Raw genomic sequence first — 16,018 nt, 5'->3', positions numbered from 1 at the left:
TGGTGACGTGCCGGGGCGGTGGTGGGTGCCGCCCCGGCGCCCGGTCCCTCAGGGAGTCAGCCCAGAGACCATTGCTGGTTGGATTGGCCGTTGCAGGTCCACAGCTCCACTGGGGTGCCGTTGGCGGTGGCGGCGCCGGTGACGTCCAGGCACAGACCGGACTGGGCGCTGGTGATGGTGCCGTTGGCGTTCAGCGTCCACTGCTGGTTGCTCTGGCCGTTGCAGGTCCAGGTGATGACCTTGGTGCCGGGGCTGGTGCCCCGCCCGGAAGCGTCCAGGCACAGCCGGCTGCCGCCGGAGTACACGGTGAGCTCCTGGGAGGCGGTCCTCGACCAGGTCTGGTTCGCCGCACCGGCGCAGTCCCGGATCTGTGTCTGCGTACCCGGCGTCGTGGACGAGCCCGGCACCTCCAGACACCTGCCCGCACCCACCGCGTGCAGCACACCCGCCGTGCCACCGCCGCCGCCCGCCCCGTAGCCGGCGGCGGTGATGGCGGCCTGTACGGCGTTCTCGGTGGCGTCGGAGGGGTAGCCCGCCGTCATCGCGCCTTCGAAGAACTCGCCCACGCCATTGGGACTGTTGTCGCCGCCGGTGCCGAGCAGGACCGAACTGTCCACCTTCATCGGTGAGTAGCCGTTCGGCAGGGGACCGGAGAAGGTGGTGGTCAGGCCACCGCTGCTGCCGTTGCCGTATTTGAGCGTGAAGTTGCTGGTGCCGTTGTTCTTCAGCCACGCGCTGACGAACGGATAGTGCACGCCCTGGTTGTTCGGGTCTTTGTTGGAGCCGGTGTTGGTGTGGAACATGCCGTTCTCCAGGTCGGCCTCGACCCAGGGGCCGCTGCCGGTGCAGCCATTGAACCAGCAGGCGTTGCCCCAGTAGATGGCGTTCATGGTGGCGTTGCCGGTGTCGGTGTGGGAGTTCTCACCGCTGCCGTAGTCGAAGCAGCACCACTGGTTCGTGTAGTTCGACGACGTCACCATGTAGATGCCTTCGGGCTGGGATCCGGTGGCCACGCCGCTCGCGTGGTCGATCCGGTAGCCGACACCGGGGGTGACCTTGACGCCGAAGACCTGATGGCCGGCCGCGGTCACCGGCAGGGCCATGGCGTCGGCCCCCACGTCGGATCCATTCGGGCCGGGACCCTTCCAGTAGCCGCCCCAGGAGATCGGCAGGTCGTTGTGTCTGGTGGTCTGGTCGTAGATCTTCGTGATCGTGCACGACGTGCCCGCGCAGAACGACACCTGGGACGCGGCGTCGGCGTACCCGCCCGCGCCGAGCACCCCGATGTCGCGGTAGCTGTGGTCGGAGGACCGCTGGATCTGGTACAGCGGCCCGTTGTACGACGCGAAGAGCGCCCTCGTCGTGGCGTGCGCCGTCACACACGGCGTGCCACCCGCGGCATAGATGTCGCACGGAAGCGACGTGTCGGCCGCGGACGCGTTCGTCGGCGGGGTCGCCGGGTGCACGGCGGCGGGCGTACCGGTCGGCGGGGAGGTGGCGAACGCCGGTGTGCCCAACACGGCCAGGGCCATCGCAAGGGCGATCAGGAGCGCGGCCGGGAATCGCCTTCGTCTGCGATCGGTTGCTGATCCGGGCAAGGAGACCTCCTCTGTGGCGGTGCCACGGCACGGCGGCACCGAAGCTGCCGGTGACCGAGGCGAGGGGGAGTCATGCCAGCGTCCACCGCTGGCCGCTGCTGCCGTTGCAGGTCCACAGCTGGGCGAGGGTTCCGTCAGCCGTGGCCCCTCCGGTGACGTCCAGGCACAGGCCGGACTGGACACCCGTGATCGTGCCGTTGGAGTTGAGCGTCCACTGCTGGTTGGTCTGGCCGTTGCACGGCCAGATCTCCACCTTCGTCCCCGGCGTGGTCTGGTTGTTGTAGGCGTCCAGGCACATCTGGCTGCTGCCCGAGTAGACGGTGAGCTGGTTGGACGTGGAGTGCGTCCATTTCTGGTTGGCCCCGCCGTTGCAGCTCCAGATCTCGACCTGGGTGCCGGCGGTCGTGGTGGAGTTCGGTACGTCCAGGCACTTTCCCGAACCCACCGCGCGCAGCTCACCGGTCACGCTGGTGCCGCCGCCGCTGGTGCCGCCCGCGACCCGGTACATCACCGTGCCGTGCGCCGGCACCGAGGCGCTGATCGTGCCCGAGGTGGTCGAGACCGCTCCCGACCACAGGTCGGTCAGCGTGTAAGCGGACGCCCCGGTCTTCCCGATCGCGGCCGCGGTGGTGGTGATGGTCGCGGTCGAACCCGTCTCGTTGAACAGCGCCACCGACACGTCCCCGTTCGCCAGCGGCTTGGCCAGCACGTCCAGGCCGCCCGAGGAGGAGACCATGGTGCCCTGCTTGCCCAGTGAATCCTGGTCGACCGCGATCACCCGGGAGTTGGTCAGAGTGGACAAGGTGTCCGCACTGGCCGAGGGGATGTTGGTGCCCGCGATCAGCGGCGCGGCCATCTCCGCCCACAGACTGAACTCACTGCGGCTCTCGGTGGCCGTCATCGAGCCGTTGCCGATCTCCAGCATGTCCGGGTCGTTCCAGTGGCCGGGTCCGGCGTAGGAGGCCAGTCCCACGTTGCTGTGGAAGATCGACAGCATGCTGGAGAAGCTCGGGCTGATGTCCCCGGTGGTGCGCCAGCTGTTGCCCACGCCCTCGCCCCAGGTCCACACGTTCTCCTGGCCCCAGTTGCACAGGCTGAACAGGATCGGGCGGCCGGTGGCCGCCAGGGCGTCCCGCATCGCGGTGTACCGGGTCCGCGCCGGCGCCCCCGTGTTGTTGCAGTTGTCGTACTTCAGATAGTCCACGCCCCACGACGCGAACGACTGCGCGTCCGTGGTCTCGTGCCCCAGGCTCCCCGGATACCCCGCGCAGGTCGCGGTGCCCGCGTCCTCGTAGATCCCCAGCTTCAGCCCCAGCGAGTGCACGTAGTCCGCGGTGCCCTTGATGCCGTCGGGGAACTTGGCCGGGTCCGGCACCAGGTGGCCGCCGGTGTCGCGGTTGTGGGTCATCCAGCAGTCGTCGATGTTGACGTACGAGTAGCCCGCCGCCTGCATGCCGTTGGTGTGCATCGCCTGAGCAGTGGACTTGATCAGCGACTCGGAGACGTTGCAGCCGTAGGCGTTCCAGTCGTTGAAGCCCATCTGCGGGGTCAGCGCCAGCCCGTTGCCGAGCGCGGCGGCGGGCTGCGCCGTGCTCAGGGAAAGGAGGGGGACGGCCGCGGTGAGCAGCACGGCCGAGAAGATGAGCGCCAGGGTTCTACGCAGGGACGGCAGCGTGGACAGCGGCCGAAGACCCCTGGCTCTCGCCGTGGTCGTGGGCATAAGTCATCGACTCCTGAAATGAGTTGGTGAGCTGGGAGGAGTTCAGCGATATCCGGCGGCGGTGATATTGGCCTGCACCGCGTTGTCGGTCGCGTCGGAGGGGTAGCCGGTGACGATCGCCCCTTCGTAGAAGGTGCCGGCGCTCAGGTTGGCGCCGCCGCCGGGCTTGCAGCAGTCGCCGCCGCTGCCCAGGACGATGGCTCCCTGCTTCTTCATGGGGCTGTATCCGCCCGGAAGCCCGCCGTCCCACAGGGTGGTCAGGCCGCCGGACTGCGCGTTGGCGCCCTTGAGGGCGAACCTCGAGGTTCCGTTGTTCTTCAGCATCGCGGTGACGAACTTGCTGGAAAAAGCACGCTGGTTGGTGTTCCAGGACTGGCTGCCGCCGGAGTACAGGCCCCACTCGAGATCGGCCTGCACCCAGGGGCCGCTGCCGACGCAGCCGCCGAACCAGCACTCGGTACCGAAGTTGATCGCGTCCATCGCCCCGGCGGCGTCGGCCTTCCTGGTCGTCTCGCTGTTGCCGTAGTCGAAGCAGCAGCCACTGTTGACGTGGGTGCCACTGGTGACCATGTACGCCCCTTCGGGTGCGGCGCCGGTCGGCACGCCCGTCAGGTGACCGTCCCGCCAGTAGCTGTTCCCGGGATTGATGTACAGCGAGTACGCCTTGGTGCCCCCGGCGGTCAGCGACTCGGAGGTCGCCTTCGCGGGGCTGCTCTGACTCGATCCCGGGACCTGGGCCGAGCCCTGGTACCACAGGTCGTTGCCGTGTCCGGACTGGTCGCGGACGACCGTGATCACACACGAGGTACCCGCGCAGAACGAGTCCTGCGCCGCCGCGTCGGCGAAGCCGCCGGGCGCCAGCACACCGATGTCCCTGGTCGCGTTGTCCGAGGCACGCCTGACCTGGTACAGGGCGCCGTTGTACGAACCGTAGAGCGCCCGCACCGTGCTGTGCGCGGCGACGCACGGCGTACCGCCCGCGGAGTAGATGTCGCACGGGCCCGACCCGCTGGGCGGAGGTGTCGGGGTGCTCCACTTCTGGTTGCTCTGACCGTTGCAGGTCCACAGGATGACCGCGGTGCCGTTGGCCGTGCCCGCTCCGTTGACGTCCAGGCAGAATCCGGACGCCACACCGGTGACGGACCCGTCGGAGTTCTGTCGCCACACCTGGGTCGGCCGCCCGTCGCACGACCGGATGACCACCGGGGCTCCGGGAGCCGTCCGGCTGTCGTAGGCGTCCACGCACCGGGTGCCGCTCATCGTCCTCAGCTCACCCGCCGGCGTGAACTCGAACGCCTGATTGACCTGGCCGTTGCAGTCCCAGATCTCCAACGCCGTTCCCGGTGTGTCGACGTTGCCCGTGACGTCCAGGCACCGCCCCGACGTCGAGCTCACCAGGGGAGCCACCGGTGCCGATGCCGACCATGTCGGCGCGGTCGCCAGCAAGAGGGTCAGCAGTGCCATCACGCATACGGCGGCGGTTGCCGATAAGCGTGGTCCATGAGCGGGGCTCCGGGGCGAAACGGATGAAGGCTGCATTCTGTTCCTCGAATATGTGGGGGAAGGGGGCAGAGAGTGCCGTGCCTGTCCGAGGGAATCCAGCCGGGGCGGTCCGTCGACCGCTCCCGTCAGCGGGCCCGAATGTACTCACAGAGAACACTCAGACATCCCATGTTCCATAGTGATCCCACACACCTGACACAGAGTCAATGCATGCGTCTCGCCGATTCAGAACTCGATCCATCCCATGTTTTCCTGGTCAGCTCGCCATGAGGGCATGCCGGAACCCGCGTCCGGCGACGGCCGCCGTGCCGGACGCGGGGGTGGGGACGCGGGGGTGGGTTCGCGGTACTCCGAAACGGACCGCGGACAGGAGCGCGCGCTTGGCGCTGATCACCTCACCTGAAGTTCCAGTGCTGGTTGGCGCCGCCGTTGGAGTCCCAGATCTGGACGGGGGTCCCGTTGGCCGTCTGCCCGCCGGGAATCTCCAGCGCGCGGCCGGAAGCGACGTTGATCAGGGTGTACGAACCGTCGCCGTTCCGGCTCGCCCGCCAGTGCTGGTTCGCACCGCCATTGGCATCCCAGAGCTCCATCCGCGTGCCATTGCCGGTCTGGCCACCCGGCTCGTCCAGAACCCGCCCACTGCCGATATTCGTCAGCGTGTACGAACCATCACTGTTCTGATTCGCCCGCCACTGCTGGTTCGCGGCAGCACCGTTGGCGTCCCAGACCTGCAACTGCGTGCCGTTCGCCGTCTGCCCGCCCGGCACGTCCAGCGTTCGCCCCGCGGCGACATCGCTCAGCGCGTACACCTGGCCCGAGACGATGCCCCCCGAGTTCCCCGTACCGCCGCCCAGCGCGGACAGGACCGTGTCGTAGGCCGGCTTCTTGCTGCCGTTGCCGCTGAACAGCAGCGGGTTCTCGCCCGACCGCCACGAGTCGCTGTCCCTGATCCCCCACACGGTGATGCCGGTGCAGCGGGGGACGTTCATGCACGCCCGCACCGTGTTGGCGTAGGCGGTCGGCGATGCCTGGGCGATGTCGAGTTCGGTGATCTGGACGTCGACGCCGAGGGCCGCGAAGTTGGCCAGGGTGGTCTGGAAGCTCGACGGCGGTCCGCCGGTGCCGAAGTGGCTCTGGAGGCCGACGCAGTCGATGGGCACGCCGCGGGACTTGAAGTCGCGCACCATGTTGTAGACGCCCTGGGTCTTGGCGTCCGACCAGTTCTCGATGTTGTAGTCGTTGTAGCAGAGCTTGGCCGAAGGGTCGACGGCCCGGGCAGTGCGGAACGCCTCCTCGATGAAGCCGTTGCCGAGCACGTCCTGGAACACCGAGCTGCGGTGCTGGGTGGAGCCGTCGGCGAAGGCTTCGTTGACCACGTCCCAGGCGTAGATCTTGCCTTTGTAGTGGTTCATCACCGTGGTGATGTGGTTGTTCATCACGCTGCGCAGCGTGTTCGCGTCCCTGGTGCCACTGACCCAGCCGGGCAACTGCGAGTGCCACACCAGGGTATGGCCACGCATCCGCTGACCGTGCGCGGTGGCGTGGCCGACGATCTGGTCGCCCGGGCCGAAGTTGAAGTTGCCGCGGGACGGTTCGGTGGTGTCCCACTTCATCTCGTTCTCCGGGGTGATCATGTTGAATTCCCGGTCGAGAATCGTGGAATACGTCGAATCGCCGAGCCTCCCGGCGGCCACGGCCGTGCCGAAATAGCGGCCGCTGTCGGCCGCGGCCGCGCCCAGCGTGCTGGAAGCCGCATGGGCGGCAGGCCCCGCCGTGCCCGCCAGGGCCAGTACCGTGCCGGCTGTCAAACCGGTGACCGAAACGAGGGCCTTGCGAAGACCGGGCCGCTCATTGAGCCAGGACATAAAGGATCATTCTCCTTGTGTGTGTGGGGGGATGACACCGACCGCGAGACGGTGCTGCGAGGGGAGTCGGGTCACGGGCTCAGGAGACCGGCAGAGCGGTCCACTGCTGGTTGGCCCCGCCGTTGCAGTCCCACAGGACCAGTTGCGTACCGTCGGTGGCGGACGAGCCGGGGTCGTCGAGGCAGCGGCCGGAGACGGGGTTGCGGTAACCGCCGTTGTACGCCTGCCATTGCTGGTTGGCGCCGCCGTTGCAGTCCCAGATCTCGATCCTGGTGCCATTGGCGGTACCGCGTCCGGTGGCATCGAGGCACTTTCCGAGCGCCCGTAGGGTGCCGTCGGAGCGCGCGGACCACTGCTGAGCCTCGGAGCCGTTGCAGGACCGGATGTCCGCGGCCGTCCCGTTGGCGCTGTTGCCGCCGTTGACGTCCAGGCACTTCCCCGCGATTCCGGAGCGCACCTGACCGCCCACGGAAACCGGCGGCTTGATCCAGCCTGCCGCGTCCGCGGCCTGGACCCCGGCGTTGAAGGCGTCCGCCATCTTGCGGTAGCCGTTGTCGTTGGGGTGCAGGGAGTCGGCCAGGTCCGCGGTGGTCAGAGCGCTCATGTCCACCAGGCGTACGTGCTTGCCGGCGGCCTGCTCGGCCTGGACGATTCCGGGGAGCCTGGCGTTGAAAGCGGGCCGGTTGGCCTCCTCGGTGCCGCTGGTGGAGACGATCACGGTGCCGACGAGGACGGTCGCGTCGGGGGCGTCGCCGGTGATCCGGTCGATGAGCGCGCGGAGCCGGTCGGGGGCGGTCGGGACCTGGTAGTTGCCGTTCAGGTCGTTGGTACCGATCTCCAGAGTGACCACGTTCGGGCGGTAACGGGCCAGCACGGAGTCCGCGATGCCGGTTATCTGGTCGATCCGCCAGCCGGAGTGGCCTTCGTTGTCCGGGTCCGACATGGTGCCGCCCCGGCCCGAGCCGACGAAGTCCAGGGCGTGCCCCTCGGCCGCCAGCTGGTTCCACAGGAAGCCCCGGTAGCCGTTCCCGGACGGGCTGCCGACGCCCCAGGTGATCGAGTCGCCCAACGGCATCAGCCGCAGGCCGGCGGACGCGGCGGCGGCCCGTGCGGCGGAGGGCGGTGGCTGGGTGCCGGTGGCGGCCGCCGCGGGCAGGGCGGTGCCGACGCCGAGCGCGGCCGTCAGCCCGGCGGCCAGGGGGGCCGAGTACTTCTTCATCAGCGTTCCTCACTGGTGGGGGACAGTGGGTGGGGTGAACGAGCCCGCGAGCCCGTCAGCGGGGGGTGAAGTCCTGGTTGCTGCCGGCCGTGTTCTTGCAGGGCCACTGGTCGAGCTGCTGGCCGAGGTTGCTGCCGCCGCCGTAGACGTCAAGGCACAGGCCGCTGTTCTTGTTCTGGAAGGCGTACGAGCCGTCGGACTGTCGTACCGGCAGCCACAGACTGCCGGCCGTTCCGTCCGGGGCCTGCTGCACGATGTCGGGCGTACCAGCGGCCGTGGAGCCGCCCGACACCGCCACGACGTGTCCGGAGTTCTGCGCCCGCAGTTGCCCATAGCCGCCCGAGACCGGCATGAACTCGAACTGCTGGTTGCTCTGCCCGTTGCAGGTCCACTGGTCGATCGCGGCGCCCGCGCTGCCGGAGTTGCCGTACACGTCCAGGCACAGGCTGTCGCTGCCGATCACCAGCTGGTGGTACCCGGTGGGGAAGCCGTCGCCCGGCGACTGGACGCCTGCCTGCTGGATGACCTGTTTGGCACCCTGCGGCCAGTTGGTGCCGCTGACCAGGACGTTGCCGGTGAGGACGTTGTTGTGTGGAGGACCGGTGGCCACGTACGTGTTGCCGCCGTTGTACCAGTTGCCGGAGAAGGTGCTGTCGTCGGTGTGGTTATTTCCGTTGGCGTTGGTGAGCGCCCAGTTACCGGCGTCCTGCACCACATTGTTGGACACCTTCAGGTACCGGGAGCCCTCGTCGAGGTACAGCGCGGTGGTGTGGTGGTTGTCGTACATGTAGTTGTCGGAGATCACCGAGCCTGGGCTCGCGGACAGGTTGTAGATGCTGCCGCCGTCGAACATCGCGTTCTTGATGTCGAAGACCAGGTTGTGGGAGACGGTGTTGTTCTTCAGCGTCGTGGGAGTGCTGTAGACAGGCTGGTAGGTGTACGTGCCCCGGTTGACGTAGTCCTGGCTGCCGCCCGGGTCGTTGATTCCCCAGCCCCAGCCGATGTCGATCCCGTCGTAGGGCAGGTGGTCGCACTGGTTGTGGGTGATCGTCGCATTGGCGACGTAGGTGGACAGGATGCCTGCGGTCTCCTTGTAGTCGGTGCCCACCCCGCTGACCCGGTTGTTGCTGATGACGATGTTCTGGTTGGTCATCTGCGCGTTGCCGGGGTGGTGCGCGTCCGGCTGGATCCCGCCGACCTGGATGCCGCTGCCGGCGATGTCGGTGAACGTGTTGCCGGTGATGGTGACGCCGTTGGCACCGAGTCCGATGCCGGAGGCCGTGGCGACACCGTCGTTGCCCACGCCCAGTCCGGCCTGCCCGAGTTCGGAGAACGTGTTGCCGGAGAACGCGATGCCGGTGGCGGCGGAGACCTGGACGGCCGCGGGCATCTGCGCCCAGTGGTTACGGGTGGCCTCGAACTGCGTGCACCCCGACTTGCAGGTGCTCAGCCAGTTGGCGGGCATCGCGTAGGAACCGGTGATGTGCGCGCCACTCTGCTGGTCCGCGTATCCGTCGGGTCCGCTCGGGCCGAGCCAGGAGGTCCCCGTGAACCGGATGCCCGTGAATCCCAGGCCGGTCGCCGGTGAGCTGTAGCTCCCGCTGATGCCGAGGAGGCTCTGCAACCGGGGCAGTTGGACGTCAAGGCTGTTCGGGTTCTGCCCCGGCTGGGCCCGGTAGTAGAGGTCGCCGGCGGACGAGTCGAGGTACCACTGTCCGGCCTGTTTGAGGAACGCGTAGTTGTTCTCGAGATACATCGTCCCGCCGGCGAACGGCGCGTTGATGGTGTCGTAGCCCCAGGAGTTGTTGTTCCACGCGGGCTGCTGCATGGTGATGGTCCTGCCGTTGATCGACTGGACCGGCGCATAGCGGTCGGTGAAGGAGTTGAGGCTCTCGACTTCCATGTGGTTCTGGTCCGAAAGGCCGGCCAGGTAGTCCAAGGAAGAGTCGGTGATGGTCAGGCCGGCCTGCGTGAAGGTGAGGCCGGAGCGGGGCACCTGGATCGCAGCCCGCGGTGCCTCCTTGCCGTTCACGTACAACTGACGCGTGTTCACGCCGGTGCCGACATGGACCGACCAGATGTTGTTGTTTTGATCATGTACCTGCCAACCTGACACCTGCTGGGCGCCGCTCACGACCGGCTGCTGCCCGGACATGGCCTGGTAGGTGATGGTGTGGCCGTTCTGGCCGCCGTCGCCGGAGCCGAAGGTCAGCGGCTTGGACAGCCGGTAGGTGCCACCGGCCAGGTAGACCACGACGTCCGCATCGGCCGAGAGCCGGTGCGCGGGCTGCTGCGCCTGGTCGATCGTTGCGAACGGCTGCTCTGCGGTGCCGTTCCCGCCGGGAGCCGCACCCGGCGCCACGTACAGGGCGGCGGCCGACGCCTGGCGCTCGGCAGGTACGGCCCACGCGGCCCCGGCCGTGGCCAGGCTCTGGGCCAGTAGGGCGAGCAAAGCCAAGGCGGCGGCCCAGAGGCCGCGGAGCACTCTGACTCTGGACATCGTCATCCTCCAGTGGTGGCGCATGGGGGCCGGTGGTGTCGCGGCGGTATGGCGTTCTTCGCCGCCCCGGTCGCCTGTATGACGTGCCCTCTCTGGGGTCGGGGCGAGGGGATCGGGCGATCCGGCCGGACGGTCGGGGAATCCACGTGGAGCTGGCTCCGTGGGTGGTCTCCGGCGTCAACGCGAGTCCGCCGGGCGTCGGGCACGCGGATGCCTGTATCCGGTGGCGGTGGCCCGTGGCCGGGGTTGGCCGACCACGAGCTGGAGCCGTTCATTCAGGTCAGTTGAGACTCCATTGCTGGTTGGATTGACCGTTGCACGGCCAGAGTTCGGCCAGGGCGCCGTTGGCCGTGGAGGCGCCAGTGACGTCGAGGCAGAGTCCGGACTGGGTGCCGGTGACGGTGCCGTCGGAGTTCAGCTGCCACTGCTGGTTGGCACCGCCGTTGCACGGCCAGGTCACCACCTTGGTGCCGGCGGACGTCTGTTTGTTGTACGCGTCCAGGCACATCCGGCTGCTGCCGCTGTAGACGGTCAGCTGGCCCGAGGACGTGCGGGTCCAGGTCTGGTTGGCGGCGCCATTGCAGTCCCAGATCTGCAGCTGGGTACCGGCCGTGGTGGACGAGTTCGGCACATCCAGGCACTTGCCCGCGCCCACCGCGTGCAACGCACCGGTACCCGTCCCGCTGGAGGAGTTGCTGTATCCGGCCGCGGTGATGTTGGCCTGAACCGCGTTCTCGGTGGCGTCCGACGGGTAGCCGGAGGTCATCACGCCCTCGTAGAAGGTGCCTTGGGCGCCCTTGCTGTTGTCGCCGCCGATGCCCAGGATGATGGCACCCTGCTTCCGCATCGGGTTGTAGCCCGGGACGCCTGGACGCGGTCCGTCGTAGAAGGTGGACAGGCCGCCGGACTGCGCGTTGCCCCCACGGATCGCCCAGTGGTTCGGGCCGCCCTTGATGATGGCGGTTGTATACCGGTAGTCGATGGTCGGGTCGCCCGCGTTGTAGTGCTGGTTCACTCCGGAGAACAGACCGTTCTCCAGGTCGGCCATGATCCATGGGCCGTTGCCCGAACCGTAGCCCCAGACCTTGATGTTGCCGAAGTAGATGGCCTCCATGGTGCCGTTGCCATCGTCGTTGCTGTCCGTCTCGGCGTTGCCGTAGTCGAAGCAGCAGCCGCCGTTGTAGTGCGTGCCGTCGAAGATCGCGTACATGCCCTCGGGGTTGTCCCCGGTCGCGATGCCGTTGGTGTGGTTGTTGCGGTAACCCGTGCCGGGCGCCACGAAAACTCCGTAGGCCTTGTGACCTCCCACCGTGGTGGGCGCGGCGGTCGCGTTCGCGAGGTTGTCGGGGCCGCCCGCGGCACCGCCCCCGGGCGCCTGGGTGAGGTTGTTGCCGCGCCCGGACTGGTCGTAGATGATCGTGATGAGGCAGGTCGTCCCCGAGCAGAACGAGTCCTGGGCGGCGGCGTCGGCGTATCCGCCCGCGCTCAGGACGCCGATGTTCCGGGTGGTGTTGTCCGAGGCACGCCGGACCTGGTAGAGCGGCCCGTTGTACGAGGCGTACAAGGCTCGCGTCGTACTGTGCGCCGCCACACAAGGTGTACCGCCTGCCGCGTAGATGTCGCACGGCCCGGACGTGTCGGCACGGGCCATACCCGCCGTGGCCGTGGCGCCGGCCAGTGCGCCGGCGACGAGCACGGCTGCGGCCCCCGCACGGGCGAACGCTTTCGACCGGGAGCCGGGCGAACGCGCCGGCAGAGGGACGCGTGCCCGGTCCGGCACATTGTCCGGCCTGCCACGGCGCCGTACCGCCGCGAGTAACCGTTGCACACCGCCGCGCCCGGACAGCGGGTGGCGTCTTGTACGTATGGTTCCCATCTGATCTCCCAACCGTGCCGACGCAACCCGATCAAGTCGTGTTGGTGGCGCTGACAATCCGGAAGCGCTTGCAGGTGCCGTATTTGCAGCGAGATTGCAGAGAGGTTTCGGGGGGAGACGGTGCTCCCGGCTTCACGGGCTGTCAAGGTGGGAGGACTCCTGACGCGAACCTTGGCGCGGAATCGGTTCGACGGCTGATTCCTGCGGTTCGGGACCGGTCGGCCGCTCGAACAGTTGCGGAACGGAGGGATGCGGATGGCGGCGTGACCTTCAACCGCGCGGGTGTGTCAGGCGGCCGGGCCCGGCTCACCGGGTGCCTGCCCATCATGCTGGTGAACAGGGATGAAGCCACCAAACCCATATGACGGAGGACCGGTCCAAAAGGGACTGGCCGAAGCGGCGGCGCCTCGGCCCGCGCGTCGGCGCCCCTTCGCCGCGCGGCCCGCCATTGATCCCACACTCCCCCAGTCGTACTATCCCGTCGAAGCGCTTGCGTGGTATCGATTCGCTCCACGCCTTCAGGTAGTACGTGAGACGCGGAACGCGCGACGGTTCCCGGCAGCCCGAGGCCGTTCCCCGCGACTCATGGCACCAGGACACCCTTCGTCCGCCCCGACCCGCCAAGGCGCGCAGGCCGGCTGCACCAAGGCCATCACCTGGACCTGCAACGGCCAGGACGACCAGCAGTGGAACCTCAACACGGACGGCTCCGTCACCGACGCCCAGTCCGGCCTGTGGCTGGACGTCACCGGCGCCGCCGCCGCCGTCGAACTGTGGACCTGATCGGGTACGGGGTGTCGGCACGGGGTGGACCAGCCTTCGGCGTGGACTGGAAGGAGCTGGAACAGATCTGGCAGCGAGCCGATTCGGGCGAGGTATCCTTTCGGCCCGCGGGTCAGTTCTCGGGGAGCTGCATGAACATCGGGGAGATCGCTCGGCGCGCCGGCGTGTCACGCAGCACGGTGTCCTACGCGCTCAGCGGCAAACGACCCGTCGCGAGCAGCACCCGGGGACGCATCCAAGACGTGATCAACGAATTGGGGTATCGCCCCAACGCGGCCGCGAGGGCCCTCAAAGAGGGCCGGACCCGGACGATCGGTCTCGTCATCCCGCCGGCCGGCAACAGGCTCACACACATGCAACTGGACTTCGTTGCCAGCGTGGTCGACGCCGCCGTCCGGGTCGACCTGGACGTGCTGCTGTCCCCTTCCGGCGGGGATCACGATCGCTCCTTCGAGCGGTTGGTCTCGGAGAGCCGCGTGGACGGTGTCATCCTGATGGAGATCCGCCTGGAGGACCCTCGTGTGGGTCGCCTGCAGGACGCCGGGCTGCCCTTCGTCGGTATCGGGCACACGGGCGGCGACCAGCAGATGTCCTGGATCGACATCGATTACGCCGGCTTGGTCCAGCACTGCGTGCGCCACCTCGCCGATCTGGGGCACCGCCAAGTGGCTCTGATCACTCGTTCCCCGGAACTCGTCTCGGCCGGTTACGGCCCTGCGCGCAGGGCCCGAGACGGTTTCGAGGCCGCTGTGGCGGAACGCGGCCTCGACGGCATCGAAGTGCCTTGCGGGGACGACGCCCGCTCAGGTCAGGCATGCGTCGAGGCGCTCCTGCGCAGCCATCCGGACCTCACCTCTGTCACCACGATCAACGAGGCCGCCCTGCCCGGCATCCAGCGCGCGCTGGCGGACGCCGGCCTCCAAGTGCCGTACGACTTCTCCATCACCGGAGTGGCGGCCAAGACCTGGGCCGAGGACTTCCGCCCGCCGCTCACGGCAGCGGACGTACCGGCCCTGGAAATGGGCGAAAAAGCCGTTTCCTTGTTGGTGGAACGCATCACCGCGCCGGACACCCCGCCTCGGCACATCCTGTTGACCCCTCAGGTCTCGCTGCGCTCCAGCACAGCCGTCGCACGCACCGGCCGGCAGGTGTGAGTCAACCGCGCGGCGCGCTGAGCCGGGTGGGTAACGCGATCGCGTCCACAGGACGTCCCCGACGCCGACCGTTCCACAGGCCGAGTCCAGCCAGTCGAGCACCCTGGCCCGGAGGCCAGCCGGTATCGCCCCTCCCGATCCAAGAGCCGGACCGTGCACCGGGCCGAAACACTTCGCGGTGCATCCGACATGCGTCATCAGTGCAGGCCAGTAGTAATCATCTAAGAGCACTGCGCTGACTGCAGCCACCGGCTCCGAGCTCTGCCGCCCCCGCGGAAGCGGCGGGGCCCGACTGCGTCCTCCGCGCTCTACCCCAGCAGAGTGCCCGCTTCGGCGTACAGGGGGAGCGGCCGATGGCGATCCCACACCCGAGTGCGAGCTGATGCAGCAGGTAGTCCTTCCTCTCTTGGCTTCGACCGCCACGTGGCGCCGGGCGGCCAGCCAGTCACACCAGAAAACATGCAGGTCACCGAGCACTCGCGGCCTCTATCGCCGCCCACGCCATGTGGTTCCACCGGCCGTTCCACGCGGACGAGTGGTTCCTGTACGACCAGGAGTCCCCGATCGCGGTGGGGGCCGCGGCCTGGCCCAGGGGCGCATCTACGACCTCAGGGGACGCCTGCTCGTCTCGGTGGTCCAGGAGGGACTGTTCCACAGGCTGGAGCGGTGACGACGCGTGCGTCCGGTGCCCGACCGGCCATCCGGCGCCCTGCCGGTCAACGGTTTCTGCGGCGAAGCCACCCGAACATGCCTCGCGATCGCGTCGGCTCCTGCCGCACGGCCGGGTCCTGGCGGGCGATCGTGGTCTCGGGCGGCCGCTCGACCGGGACCCCGGGCGACGGCCGTGGAGCGGGTCGGCGTTGGCGAGCCTCGATGAGCGCCTGCCTCAGGTCGGCCCGGAGCCAGCCGATCTCGTCGGGAGCTTCCGCCGTCATGATCCGCGCGGCGATCCAGCCCGCGGGCGAGTCGGGTGCCTCCTGCGCGGACTGCGCAGGCCGCAGGCGGTTCAGCTGGGCGCGCTCGTAGGGATCCCGGACGATCTCCGCCACCTGCACCGGATCCAGCAGGGCCGCCACAGCGGCGGCCTTCACCCACGGGTCCTCCGTCTGGCGCAACTGGAATCCGAGGTGGCGCCCGCGCCAGTTGCGGGGCCGCAGGTCCAGCCCCGCGTCCAGCTGATCGCGGAGCCCCTCCGGAGTCCGGCCGGTCAGCAGCGGCGCGTTCTCCTCCTCGGAGGCGAACTGCTGCAGCTCCTGGGCCAGATAGAGCCAGACCACGGCCCTGTAGCGGTTCAGGTACCAGTTCACCGGCACCACCAGACCCAGGCGTGCGAACCGCGTGAACCTGGCGGGCGTCACCTCCATCAGGGCCGCGCCGTCCCGCGTGCCCACCGCCTTGACCCGCTCCCGCAACGCTTCGGGAAACCCCTCCTGGGAACGCACGCGGGCGATCTCCGCCCTGGTGACCCGGCGCCCTCCTCCCCCTTCGTCCGGGATGGTCCGCACGCACCCGAGCTGTACCGCGAGGTCGAACTCGCCCCGCCTCAGCTCCAGTTCCTGTGCGGCGCGGCTGGGCGCCAGCGACGGCCGCCGCGCTGCGGAACCCGCGGCGGCGCCGGTGGTCTCGGCGATGGTGGACGTGACCGTGTGTCCGGACATGGCAGTTCTCCCCCGTGGAGTCCGTCGCGAGCGCCGATGTGCTCCCGCGTCGGAAAAACCGTAGCCGGATCGCCGAATCGCGGAACGAGCCTGTGGATAACTCCCCCCATCGCCTCATCCACGCAGGTCGGATACCCACGAT

Annotated in this window: 9 protein-coding genes and 2 pseudogenes; 3 read left to right on the top strand and 8 right to left on the bottom strand. The window is 68.6% G+C overall.

What is annotated here, in order from left to right; genetic code table 11:
• Window positions 1–56: 56 nt before the first annotated feature.
• The 7 genes and pseudogenes from Q2K21_RS15630 to Q2K21_RS15600 form a co-directional block, all read right to left on the bottom strand.
• Window positions 57–1,532 (bottom strand): arabinofuranosidase catalytic domain-containing protein, encoded by a 1,476-nt coding sequence (locus tag Q2K21_RS15630; protein WP_386276002.1) that lies wholly within the window; start codon window positions 1,530–1,532, stop codon window positions 57–59.
• 136 nt (window positions 1,533–1,668) lie between these two features.
• A complete protein-coding gene (locus Q2K21_RS15625) occupies window positions 1,669–3,318 on the bottom strand; it encodes a glycoside hydrolase family 27 protein (protein ID WP_310771134.1) in 1,650 nt (549 codons plus the stop codon).
• 42 nt (window positions 3,319–3,360) lie between these two features.
• A complete protein-coding gene (locus tag Q2K21_RS15620; protein WP_310771132.1) occupies window positions 3,361–4,782 on the bottom strand; it encodes an arabinofuranosidase catalytic domain-containing protein in 1,422 nt (473 codons plus the stop codon).
• Window positions 4,783–5,219: 437 nt separating this feature from the next.
• A pseudogene (locus tag Q2K21_RS15615) lies at window positions 5,220–6,686 on the bottom strand (endo-1,4-beta-xylanase); the annotation flags it as partial.
• Between the two features lie 79 nt (window positions 6,687–6,765).
• Window positions 6,766–7,905 carry a ricin-type beta-trefoil lectin domain protein gene (locus tag Q2K21_RS15610; RefSeq protein WP_310771130.1) on the bottom strand — a complete coding sequence of 380 codons (1,140 nt, stop codon included), beginning with the start codon at window positions 7,903–7,905 and terminating at the stop codon, window positions 6,766–6,768.
• Between the two features lie 55 nt (window positions 7,906–7,960).
• Window positions 7,961–10,405: an RICIN domain-containing protein gene (locus Q2K21_RS15605; RefSeq protein WP_310771127.1), complete on the bottom strand. Its 2,445-nt coding sequence runs from the start codon at window positions 10,403–10,405 to the stop codon at window positions 7,961–7,963.
• A gap of 280 nt (window positions 10,406–10,685) precedes the next feature.
• Complete coding sequence (locus Q2K21_RS15600) at window positions 10,686–12,281, bottom strand: arabinofuranosidase catalytic domain-containing protein (protein WP_386275998.1); 1,596 nt, start codon at window positions 12,279–12,281, stop codon at window positions 10,686–10,688.
• Window positions 12,282–12,866: 585 nt separating this feature from the next.
• Here Q2K21_RS15600 and Q2K21_RS15595 point away from each other — a divergent pair.
• From Q2K21_RS15595 to Q2K21_RS15585, 3 genes and pseudogenes are all read left to right on the top strand, one after another.
• Window positions 12,867–13,064 (top strand): hypothetical protein, encoded by a 198-nt coding sequence (locus Q2K21_RS15595; RefSeq protein WP_386275997.1) that lies wholly within the window; start codon window positions 12,867–12,869, stop codon window positions 13,062–13,064.
• Between the two features lie 131 nt (window positions 13,065–13,195).
• Window positions 13,196–14,218, top strand: coding sequence for a LacI family DNA-binding transcriptional regulator (locus Q2K21_RS15590; RefSeq protein WP_310771125.1), 1,023 nt, complete (start codon window positions 13,196–13,198; stop codon window positions 14,216–14,218).
• A gap of 494 nt (window positions 14,219–14,712) precedes the next feature.
• A pseudogene (locus Q2K21_RS15585) lies at window positions 14,713–14,888 on the top strand (acyl-CoA thioesterase); the annotation flags it as partial.
• 46 nt (window positions 14,889–14,934) lie between these two features.
• Here the strand turns inward: Q2K21_RS15585 and Q2K21_RS15580 are convergent.
• Window positions 14,935–15,876 (bottom strand): DUF6397 family protein, encoded by a 942-nt coding sequence (locus tag Q2K21_RS15580; protein ID WP_310771123.1) that lies wholly within the window; start codon window positions 15,874–15,876, stop codon window positions 14,935–14,937.
• Window positions 15,877–16,018: the final 142 nt, after the last annotated feature.

The organism is Streptomyces sp. CGMCC 4.7035 (assembly GCF_031583065.1).
Classification (GTDB): Bacteria; Actinomycetota; Actinomycetes; order Streptomycetales; family Streptomycetaceae; genus Streptomyces; species Streptomyces yaanensis.
This window is presented reverse-complemented; position numbering and strand designations above follow the sequence as displayed.